At 32.9% G+C, this 11,624-nt stretch carries 9 protein-coding genes; all 9 read left to right on the forward strand.

Annotation, left to right across the window (positions count from 1 at the left end):
* The first annotated feature begins 9 nt into the window (after positions 1-9).
* The 9 genes from HM986_RS09330 to fabG all read left to right on the forward strand — a co-directional run bounded on the left by HM986_RS09330 (position 10) and on the right by fabG (position 11,593).
* Complete coding sequence (locus tag HM986_RS09330; protein ID WP_179334822.1) at positions 10-1,239, forward strand: HD domain-containing protein; 1,230 nt, start codon at positions 10-12, stop codon at positions 1,237-1,239.
* 50 nt (positions 1,240-1,289) lie between these two features.
* Positions 1,290-2,318 (forward strand): UDP-3-O-(3-hydroxymyristoyl)glucosamine N-acyltransferase, encoded by a 1,029-nt coding sequence (lpxD, locus tag HM986_RS09335; RefSeq protein WP_179334823.1) that lies wholly within the window; start codon positions 1,290-1,292, stop codon positions 2,316-2,318.
* Positions 2,305-3,711, forward strand: coding sequence for a bifunctional UDP-3-O-[3-hydroxymyristoyl] N-acetylglucosamine deacetylase/3-hydroxyacyl-ACP dehydratase (locus HM986_RS09340; RefSeq protein ID WP_179334824.1), 1,407 nt, complete (start codon positions 2,305-2,307; stop codon positions 3,709-3,711). The genes lpxD and HM986_RS09340 overlap by 14 nt, the downstream gene beginning before the upstream one ends.
* A 259-nt stretch (positions 3,712-3,970) precedes the next feature.
* Positions 3,971-4,756 (forward strand): acyl-ACP--UDP-N-acetylglucosamine O-acyltransferase, encoded by a 786-nt coding sequence (gene lpxA, locus HM986_RS09345; protein ID WP_179334825.1) that lies wholly within the window; start codon positions 3,971-3,973, stop codon positions 4,754-4,756.
* A 61-nt stretch (positions 4,757-4,817) separates the two neighbouring features.
* Positions 4,818-5,384 (forward strand): elongation factor P, encoded by a 567-nt coding sequence (gene efp, locus HM986_RS09350; RefSeq protein ID WP_179334826.1) that lies wholly within the window; start codon positions 4,818-4,820, stop codon positions 5,382-5,384.
* 67 nt (positions 5,385-5,451) lie between these two features.
* Positions 5,452-6,387, forward strand: coding sequence for a UDP-3-O-(3-hydroxymyristoyl)glucosamine N-acyltransferase (locus tag HM986_RS09355; RefSeq protein ID WP_179334827.1), 936 nt, complete (start codon positions 5,452-5,454; stop codon positions 6,385-6,387).
* A gap of 283 nt (positions 6,388-6,670) precedes the next feature.
* Entirely contained in the window at positions 6,671-7,543 is an 873-nt protein-coding gene (sucD, locus tag HM986_RS09360; protein WP_179334828.1) for a succinate--CoA ligase subunit alpha, read from the forward strand.
* A gap of 104 nt (positions 7,544-7,647) precedes the next feature.
* Complete coding sequence (locus HM986_RS09365; protein ID WP_179334829.1) at positions 7,648-10,620, forward strand: M16 family metallopeptidase; 2,973 nt, start codon at positions 7,648-7,650, stop codon at positions 10,618-10,620.
* Positions 10,621-10,846: 226 nt separating this feature from the next.
* Entirely contained in the window at positions 10,847-11,593 is a 747-nt protein-coding gene (fabG, locus tag HM986_RS09370) for a 3-oxoacyl-[acyl-carrier-protein] reductase (protein ID WP_179334830.1), read from the forward strand.
* Positions 11,594-11,624 lie beyond the last annotated feature (31 nt).

Consider the following 11,624-nt stretch of genomic DNA (forward strand, 5'->3'; position numbering starts at 1 on the left):
TTTAAAATTTTGCCTACAAAAAATAAGCTTAAAATCTTTAACGATCCAATTTACGGATTTATTACGATTCCGAATTCGTTAATATTTGATATAATTCAACATAAATATTTCCAAAGATTACGACGTATAAGTCAAATGGGGTTATCCTATTTGGTGTATCCAGGAGCACATCATACGCGCTTTCATCATGCTTTAGGGTGTATGCATTTGATGCAAAAAGCTATCAATGTCCTTCGTTTTAAGGGGGTTATGATTTCTGGTAATGAGGAAAATGGATTATTAATAGCAATCCTTTTACACGATATTGGACATGGGCCGTTTTCTCATGCTATGGAACATAGTATTGTAAATAACGTCTCTCACGAGGAAATTTCGTTGCGTTTTATGGAAGAACTCAATTTAGAGTTTAACGGAAGTTTAACGTTAGCCATTTCAATCTTTAAGAAAGAATATCCTAGGCAATTTATGTGCGAGCTCATTTCAAGTCAATTAGATATGGACAGGGCGGATTATTTAAAGCGGGATAGTTTTTATACAGGAGTTGCAGAAGGTAATATTAATAGCGAGCGATTAATAACGATGCTCAATGTTGTAAATGATCAGTTAGTCGTTGAAGAAAAAGGTGTTTTAAGCGTCGAAAAATTTTTAGTAGCAAGACGCTTTATGTATTGGCAAGTTTATTTGCATAAGACAGGTGTTGTTGCAGAAGAATTATTAATGCGCGTTTTAAAACGTGCGAAAGAATTGGTGCATCAAAATGTAGATCTTAACTGTAGTGAAGCATTATTTTATTTCTTGAATTCAGAAATTAGTGCTGAAAGTTTTAATGATGATACCCTAATTGTTTTTTCACAATTAGATGATTATGATATAGTAGCAGCAATGAAAGATTGGCAGCACCATGATGACTTTGTGTTAAGTAACCTTTGTCAGATGATTCTTGAAAGGCATTTGTTAAAAATTAAGATTAAAAATAAAGCGTTTAAGGAATCTGAACTAAAAAGTCATTTCGAAGTGTTGATGGAAAGGTTTAATATTTCTAAGTCTGAAGCTAAATATTTTGTGTTTCAGGGAGAATTAAGTAATCAGGCATATGAGAATAAAGCTCAAAAAATCAACATCTTATTTAAGTCGGGTAAGATAAAGGATATTGTAAAAGCATCGCATCAATTAAACCTAAAAGCACTTAGCAAACCCATCACTAAATATTATATGTGCTATCCTAAAAAGAAAATGTAATCCTTTTTTTCTATTTTTGCGGAAAGCAATAAGACTTTAAAATCTAATCATTGAAATTTACAGCAGAACAAATCGCAGGTATTCTAGAAGGAACAGTTGTTGGTGATCCTAAAATTGAAGTTTTTAAACTTTCTAAAATAGAGGAAGGAACTCAAGGATCTTTAACTTTCTTATCCAATTTAAAATACAAACCTTATATATATACCACAGAAGCCTCAATAACTATTGTTAATGATGATTTTGTGCCAGAGAAACCCATATTAACAACCTTAATAAAAGTAGAGGATGCCTATGAAGGGTTTTCTAAATTATTAGAGTATTACGACAGGATAAGGTCTAATAAATCAGGAATAGAACAACCAAGTTTTATTTCAGAAAGCACCAAAATATCCGATACTATATATATAGGTGCTTTTGCCTATGTTGGTAGTAATGTAGAATTAGGGGATAATGTAAAAATTTATCCAAACGCATATGTAGGTGATAATGTAAAGATAGGAGCAAATACTACTATTTTTCCTGGAGCGAAGGTATATTCAGATTGTATTATTGGTGAAAACTGCGTTGTTAATTCTGGTGCTATAATCGGAGCTGACGGTTTTGGTTTTGCACCTAATAAAGATGGGGGTTATTCTAAAATTCCACAAATTGGAAATGTTATATTAGAAGATTATGTAGATGTAGGTGCAGGTACAACAATAGATAGAGCAACAATGGGCTCAACGATTATAAGGTCTGGTGTAAAATTAGACAATCAGATACAGATCGCTCATAATGTAGAAGTTGGAAAAAATACAGTAATTGCAGCACAATCTGGTGTAGCAGGCTCAACTAAGATTGGTGAGCATTGCCAAATTGGTGGTCAAGTTGGTATTGTTGGACATCTAACCATTGGAAACAATGTAAAAATACAAGCACAATCTGGAATTGGACGAAATGTAAAAAACGATGAAATTTTGCAGGGCTCTCCAGCTTTAGGATATGGCGATTTTAATAAATCGTATGTTTATTTTAAAAACTTGCCTAAACTGGCAAAAACTATTAATGAATTAGAAAAAAAAGTAGATGGCAATAATTAAAACGGAAACGAAGCAAAAAACCATTGAAAAAGAAGTAACGCTAACAGGTGTTGGACTTCATACTGGTGCAGATGTTAAATTAGTATTTAAACCTGGTGCAGAAAATTCTGGATTCGTATTTCAACGTACAGATTTAGAAGGTTCGCCAAAAATTGAAGCTGATGCCAATTATGTAACAAGTACACAGCGTGGTACTTGTATGGAGAAAAATGGAGTTACTATTCAAACTTGCGAGCATGTATTAGCAGCGCTTATTGGTTTGGATTTGGATAATGCAATTATCGAATTAGATTCGTCAGAACCACCAATTATGGATGGGTCTTCAAAATTTTTCGTCGAAGCACTAGAGAAAGCTGGTATTGTAGATCAAAATGCTTTTAGAGAAGAATATGAGGTGACACAAGTTGTGTCATACACAGATGAAGAATCAGGAAGCGAAATTATTTTAATGCCGGCAAGCACTTATCAAATTACCACAATGGTAGATTTTGGTACTAAAGTTCTAGGAACTCAAAATGCGACGCTTAATAAGGTTTCAGATTTTAAAACTGAAATAGCTGATGCTAGAACATTCAGCTTTTTGCATGAAATCGAAATGCTTTTAGAGCATGGTTTAATTAAAGGAGGAGATTTAAATAATGCTATAGTTTATGTCGATAAAGAATTATCTGCCGAAACTATGGATAAATTAAGAGTTGCTTTTAATAAAGATAATATTGCCGTAAAGCCTAATGGTATTTTGGATAATCTTACATTGCATCATCCAAATGAGGCCGCTCGACATAAATTATTAGATGTTTTAGGTGATTTAACATTAATTGGTACACGTATTAGGGGTAAAATTATAGCTAATAAACCTGGTCATTTTGTAAACACACAGTTTGCAAAAAAGATGTCTAAACTGATTAAGAACGAAAGAAGAAATAATGTTCCTCAAGTCGATTTGAATTCAGAGCCACTAATGGACGTGAATCAAATTATGGATATGTTACCGCACAGACAACCTTTCTTATTATTAGATAAGGTTTATGAGTTAACCGATAATCATGTTATTGGTATGAAAAATGTCACTATGAACGAGGAGTTCTTTAGAGGTCATTTTCCAGGGGCACCAGTGATGCCAGGTGTTTTAATTGTTGAAGCGATGGCACAGACAGGAGGGATATTAGTACTAAGTACTGTTCCTGACCCTGAAAATTACTTGACATTTTTTATGAAAATGGACAAAGTAAAGTTTAAACAAAAAGTAGTTCCTGGAGATACTCTAATATTTAAGTGTTCATTAATAACACCAATCCGACGAGGAATTTGCCATATGCAAGGTTATGCTTACGCTAATGGAAAATTGTGTGCAGAAGCAGAATTGATGGCGCAAATATCAAAAGTGAAATAAAATAAAAACAATATAAGCTTTAAGATACTTAAAGTATTTGATTTTAAAGTATTATTACAATAAGTATTAGAAAAATGAACCATACTGAAATCTTAATTAAACTTAGATTCAGTAAAGTTTAAAGGCGAACACATTTTACCGCTTTATTAAAATAAATATTAGAAAAATGAACCGAGCAGACTTCTAACTTAATGTTAGATTCCGTAGAGTTTAAAGGCGAACACATTTTTACCGCTTTATTAAAATAAATATTAGAAAAATGAACCAACCGTTAGCGTACGTACATCCTGGAGCAAAGATTGCAAAGAATGTAGTGATAGAACCTTTTACAACCATACATAATAATGTAAAGATTGGAGAAGGCACTTGGATTGGAAGTAATGTAACCATTATGGAAGGTGCTCGAATTGGTAAAAATTGTAACATCTTTCCTGGTGCTGTAATTTCTGCCGTACCTCAAGATTTAAAATATAATGATGAGGATACTACTGTTGAAATCGGAGATAATGTAACAATTAGAGAATGTGTTACTATTAATCGAGGAACAACAGATAAGATGAAAACAGTAATTGGTGACAATTGTTTAATAATGGCGTATTGTCATATTGCTCACGATTGTATTGTTGGTAATAATTGTATTTTTTCGAATAACAGCACACTAGCCGGTCATATTACTGTTGGTGACTACGTTATTTTAGCTGGTATGACAGCGGTTCATCAGTTCTGTTCTATAGGAAACCATGCTTTTGTCACGGGTGGATCTTTAGTACGTAAAGATGTACCACCTTTTGTAAAGGCAGGAAGAGAGCCATTATCTTATGTTGGTATTAATTCTGTTGGATTAAGACGAAGAGGGTATACCGCTGAAAAAATTAGAGAAATTCAGAACATCTACAGAATATTATATCAAAAAAATTACAATAACACACAAGCTGCAGATTTAATTGAAGCAGAAATGGAAGCGACGCCAGAGCGTGATGAGATTCTTCAATTTATCAAGAATTCACATCGCGGTATAATGAAAGGCTACTTTAAATCAAATTAAATCTTAATCTGATTTTAATAAAATTAATTACAACTAAATAATAAATAATTAAAAATAACTCATGGCAAGTACTTCAGATATTAGAAACGGATTATGTATTAGATATAACAATGATATCTACAAGATTGTTGAATTTCTTCATGTAAAACCAGGAAAAGGTCCTGCTTTTGTAAGAACAAAAATGAAAAGTGTTACCAACGGTAAAGTATTAGATAATACGTTTTCTGCGGGACATAAGATTGAAGATGTTCGTGTTGAAACTCATAAATTTCAATATTTATATAATGATGGTGAATTTTATCATTTTATGAATGAAGCAGATTATACACAAATCAGGTTATTAGAATCTGCAATTGATAGAACGGATTTAATGAAAGAAGGAGAAGTGGTAACTATTCAGATTAATACTGAAGATAATATGCCGCTATCTGTAGACTTACCAGCTTCTGTGGTGTTAGAAGTTGTAGCTACAGAACCAGGAGTCAAAGGAAATACAGCTACGAATGCTACGAAACCAGCAACTGTTGAGTCTGGTGCAGAAGTTAATGTGCCTTTATTTATTAATGAAGGAGATAAGATTAAGGTAGAAACAGAAAAAGGAACTTACAAAGAGCGTATTAAAGAATAACTTAGTTTGCAGTTACAGTCTGCTTTTAGCGGACTGCAAACTGAGGCTGAAAACTGTAAACTGAGAAATGAAATTCCCCAAACCACATACTTTAAAGCAAATTGCAACCTTAATTGATTGTGAATTTAGAGGTTCAGAAGATTTTGAAATCTTAGGTATTAATGAAATTCATGTTGTAGAACCTGGGGATATTGTTTTTGTAGACCATCCTAAATATTACGATAAGGCTTTAGAATCAGCTGCAACAATAATTTTAATTAACAAAGAGGTAACTTGCCCTGAAGGAAAGGCTCTTATAATTTCTGAAGATCCATTTCGGGATTTTAATAAAATCACATCCCATTTTAAACCATTTAAAGCTTCAAATAGTGCTATTGCTAGTGATGCTATTATTGGAGATGGTACTGTAATACAACCAAATTGTTTTATTGGTAATAATGTAACAATTGGTGAAAATTGTGTCATCCATGCTAATGTCAGTATTTATGATGATGCTATTATAGGTAACAATGTTACTATTCATTCAGGAACAGTTTTAGGAGCAAGTGCATTTTATTATAAAAACAGACCTGAGGGCTACGATCAATTAAAATCTGGTGGTCGTGTTATTATAAAAGATAATGTAGATATCGGAGCACTTTGTACTATTGATAGAGGTGTTACCGGAGATACAACTATTGGTGAGGGTTCTAAATTAGATAATCAAATCCAAATAGGTCATGATACTTTAATTGGTAAGAAATGCTTAATAGCTTCGCAAACAGGTATTGCGGGCTGTGTCGTTGTTGAGGATAATGTTATAATTTGGGGGCAAGTGGGAGTAAAGAGTGGAATCACAATTGCTAAAGGTACTGTTTTATATGCCCAATCGGGTCTAGGCCAAACGACAGAAGAAGGTAAAACTTATTTTGGTAGCCCTGCCCAAGATGCTAGAACCATGTTTAAAGAAATGGCTTACGTTAAGAGAATCCCAGAAATACTTCAAAAACTAAAGGATTTATAATGTCCGTAAGCAACGTTTTTAAAATATTTTATGAGTCAGACCTTGTGAATGATGCTTTGATGGTTTCTAGATGTTATTACAATCGCTCACTTTTCGACGCTTTAAGAAGGAAGCAATGAAAAATTTTATCGTAGATTTGAGATTAGTCACCAAGTTGATAAAACTGATAAAAAAAGCATCAAATTATATAGAGAAATAAAATTATAAAAGAGGTCGCTTTTGCGTTTAAAATCTCTTATTTTTGCATAACAAAATACATAAAACTTAAAATCAACAATAACAAATGAGCGTTTTAGTTAATAAGAATTCTAAGATTATAGTTCAAGGTTTTACAGGTAGTGAAGGTACATTTCACGCTGAACAAATGATTGAATATGGTACAAATGTCGTTGGAGGTGTAACTCCTGGTAAAGGTGGTCAAACACATTTAGACAGACCTGTTTTTAACACTGTTTCTGAAGCTGTAGAAAAAGTAGGTGCAGATACTACAATTATTTTCGTACCACCAGCTTTTGCTGCTGATGCTATTATGGAAGCTGCTGATGCTGGTATTAAAGTAATTATTACAATTACTGAAGGTATTCCTGTAGCAGATATGATTAAAGCATCTGACTATATCAAAGATAAAGCGTGTCGTTTAATAGGTCCTAACTGTCCAGGTGTAATTACTCCTGGTGAAGCTAAAGTTGGTATTATGCCAGGTTTTGTTTTTAAGAAAGGAACTGTAGGTATTGTATCGAAATCAGGTACTTTAACTTATGAAGCTGCTGATCAAGTTGTAAAACAAGGATTAGGCATTACAACTGCTATTGGAATAGGTGGTGATCCAATTATTGGAACAACGACTAAAGAAGCTGTTGAATTGTTAATCAATGATCCAGAAACTGAAGCTGTGGTTATGATTGGTGAAATAGGTGGTCAATTAGAAGCAGATGCTGCACATTGGTACAAAGAAAGTGGTAGTAAAAAACCAGTTATTGGATTTATAGCAGGTGAAACTGCTCCGGCTGGTCGTACGATGGGACATGCCGGTGCTATTGTAGGTGGTAGTGATGATACTGCTCAAGCTAAAAAGAAAATTATGAGAGAATGTGGAATTCACGTTGTAGATTCTCCAGCAGAAATAGGAAAGAAAGTTGCTGAAGTTTTAGGCTAATTTTCTCTTAAAATGTAAATAAATACATTTTGATATTAATCCATTAGTTATATTTATATAACTAATGGATTTTTTTTATCCAATAAATCAACTAAAATCAAAAAATGAAACACCATCAAACAATTTTATTATTGTTTATGGCAGCAGCAATTATTAGCTGTAAGTCAGAAAACAATAAAAAGGAAATGGCTTATGCCATCTCAACACATCAAGACAATAATGGTTTTAATTACGAAACCGTTGCTAATGACCCAACAGGTTTACGTCTTTATACCTTAGACAATGGTCTAAAAGTTTATTTGGGGCAAAATAATGAAGAACCTAAAATACAAACACTTATTGCCGTTAGAGCAGGTTCTACTTATGATCCAGCAGACAATACGGGTTTAGCACATTATTTAGAACACATGGTTTTTAAAGGTACTGACAAAATAGGTACCACTAATTATGAAGAAGAATCGAAGCTAATTAAGCAGATTTCAGATTTATATGAAGCGCATAAAAAGGAACAAGATCCAGAAAAGAAAAAAGCACTTTATAAACAAATAGATGACGTTTCTTTAGAAGCATCAAAATTATCTATTGCTAATGAGTACGATAAAATGGTGAATTCATTAGGGGCTGAAGGAACAAATGCCTTTACGTCAAATGAGCAAACTGTTTATGTCAACAAAATCCCTTCAAATGAAGTTGATAAATGGTTAAAGATTGAAAGTGAGCGTTTCAGTAAATTAGTACTGCGCTTGTTTCATACAGAATTAGAAGCGGTTTATGAGGAGTTTAATAGAGGACAAGACAATGATGGACGTAAGCAATATTTTGCTACTCTTGAAGGTTTATACCCAACACATCCCTACGGAACACAATCTACAATTGGTGTCTCGGAGCATTTGAAAAACCCCTCGATGGAAGCTATAAATGCGTATTTCGATAAATATTATGTACCAAATAATATGGCCGTGATTATGGTGGGTGATTTAGATTTTGATAGTACTATCAAAAAGATAAATAAAGCCTTTGGAAGTTATGAGAAAAAGGAAGTTATTCATCCTACATTTCCTAAGCTGGCGCCTATTGAGACTCCTGTTAAAAAAGAAGTTTTAGGCCCAACTTCAGAATCTGTTTATATTGCCTTTAGGTCTGAGGGAAAAGGATCTGATCAAGAGATGATGTTGAAATTAGTGGATTACATGCTCGCTAATTCTCAGGCAGGTTTAATTGATTTAAACCTGAACCAAAAACAAATGGTTCAAAACGCATCATCTTTCACAAATTTTGATAATGATTATGGTTTTCATTTACTTTATGGATCACCAAAAGCAGAGCAATCTTTAGACGAAGTTAGAGATCTTTTATTGGCTCAGGTAGACAAAATTAAAAAAGGAGATTTTGAAGATTGGTTGTTAGATGCCGTTATTAATGATATGCGTTTATCTCAAATTCAACAATATGAGAATGGTTCTGCAACAGCTTATGCGTATTTAGATGCGTTTATAGGTAACCAAGAATGGGATAACCGTCTTAAAATGCTTGATGAGATGAAAAAAATCACCAAGCAAGAAGTTATTGATTTTGCTAATGCATTCTATGGAAATAATTATGTAGAAGTTCACAAGCTTAAAGGTGAAGATACATCAATAGTAAAAGTGGAAAACCCAGGAATTACTCCAATTGAATTAAATAGAGGAAAAGAGTCTGAGTTCTTAAAGTCATTAAACGCTATGGTTTCGCCAGATTTGAAACCTCAATTTATCGATTATAAAACAGCAATTAAGGAATCAAAAATAGATAAAGGACTTAAGCTTTCTTATATTGAAAACCCTAATAATGATATTTTTGATTTAAATATTATTTTTGATATGGGTCAAGATAACGATCGCATGGTATCCCTAGCTGCGGGTTATTTAGATTATCTAGGAACTAACAAATACACTCCAGAGCAATTAAAGCAAGAATTTTATAAAATTGGCGTGAGCTACAATGTGTTTTCATCTAACGATAAAACTTATGTTGGTATTTCGGGACTTAAAGAAAATCTAGATGCAGGTTTAGCTTTACTAGAACATTTATGGAATAATGCGGAGCCTAACCAAGAAGCTTATGAAAAATATGTAGAAAGTATTTTAAAAGATAGAGAGGATGGTAAAACTCAAAAAGGAAATATTTTTTGGAATGGCTTAATGAATTATGGTCAATATGGAGATAATTCAAGACTAAGAAATATTTACTCTCAAGTTGAATTAAAAGCTATGAGTCCAACAGAATTAGTGAATAAAATAAAAGAAATGCGTGCTTACAAACATCGAATTTTTTACTATGGTAATGCTATAGATGACGTAAAAGTGGCTTTAAATACACATCATAATATTCCTGAAACTTTATTAGATTATCCTGAAAAAACAGAATATACAAATTTAGAAACAGGTGGCAACGTATATTTTGTAGATTACGATATGGTACAAAGCGAAATTTTATTAGTCGCTAAAGGAGAAGACTTAGATCCTAGTAAATTGGCAGCATCTGAGTTATTTAATACGTATTTTGGTAGCGGATTGTCTTCAATTGTATTTCAGGAAATTAGAGAATCTAAATCTTTAGCGTATTCTGCATTTTCAAGTTATAGTAATGCTAACGAAGCAGGGAAACCTAATTACACAATGGCATATGTAGGAACACAAGCTAATAAACTTGAACAGGCAGTTGGCGCTATGATGGAATTAATGACTAATATGCCAGAGGCAGAAGATCAGTTTAACCAAGCCAAAGAAGCAACTCTAAAGAAAATTGCTTCAGAGCGAATTACAAAATCTAATATATTCTGGACATATGAAGGTTTGAAAAAACAAGGTATTGATAATGATAATCGTAAAGAAATTTACGATGCTATTGATAATATGACAATGGAAGACCTTAAAGCTTTCTTTAACGAAAACATTAAGGGGGAGGAATATAATGTGATGGTTATAGGAAATAAAAAGGATATGGATTTTGACGCTTTAAGTAAATTAGGAACGATTAAGGAAATGGATATTGATTATCTTTTTAATTACAATCAACCCGAAACATTAAAGCAATAACATCAAAAGCAATGTTAAAATTAAACCTCATATTTATGTTAAAATATGAGGTTTTTTTTATGTCGCACAATTAGTAATTGGTATATTTGAAACTGTTGAATATCTTCCTAATTGTTGGTTTAAGTGATTTTTAATTTTTTTCAATTTGAAAATAGATAAAGAACATTATTTAAGAAAAACACCTTAGGAATACCAACTTTGAAATAACTAACATAACATATTAAACATGAAACTTTTAGAAGGAAAAACAGCCATAATTACTGGTGCAAGTAGAGGTATAGGAAAAGGAATTGCAGAGGTTTTTGCAGATCATGGGGCAAACGTTGCATTTACATATAGCTCGTCGGTTGAAGCGGCTAACGAATTAGAAAAAGAATTAAATTCTAAAGGAGTAAAAGCTAAAGGCTACCAAAGTAATGCAGCAAATTTTGAAGAATCTGAAAAGCTTGCCGAAGATGTTTTAGCCGAATTTGGAACTATTGATATATTAGTCAATAACGCAGGTATTACAAAAGATAATTTGTTAATGCGAATGAGTGAAGATGATTTTGATAAAGTGATTGAAGTGAACTTAAAATCAGTTTTTAACATGACCAAGGCGGTACAACGTACGATGTTGAAACAACGTAAAGGTTCTATTATAAATATGAGTTCTGTAGTTGGTGTAAAAGGTAATGCCGGACAAACAAATTATGCAGCATCAAAAGCCGGAATTATTGGTTTTTCTAAATCGGTGGCTTTAGAGTTAGGATCTCGTAATATTAGAAGCAACGTCATCGCACCGGGTTTTATTGAAACAGAAATGACAGCAAAATTAGACGAAGAAACTGTAAAAGTTTGGAGAGCAGGTATTCCACTAAAAAGAGGAGGAACTCCAGAAGATATTGCTAATGCTTGTGTGTTTTTAGCAAGTGATTTAAGTGCTTATGTTACGGGGCAAACACTTAATGTGGATGGAGGTATGCTGACTTAAATTGTCATGCCTGCGAAGGCAAGAATCTTAT

It is taken from the genome of Winogradskyella costae, from assembly GCF_013403865.1.
Classification (GTDB): domain Bacteria; phylum Bacteroidota; class Bacteroidia; order Flavobacteriales; family Flavobacteriaceae; genus Winogradskyella; species Winogradskyella costae.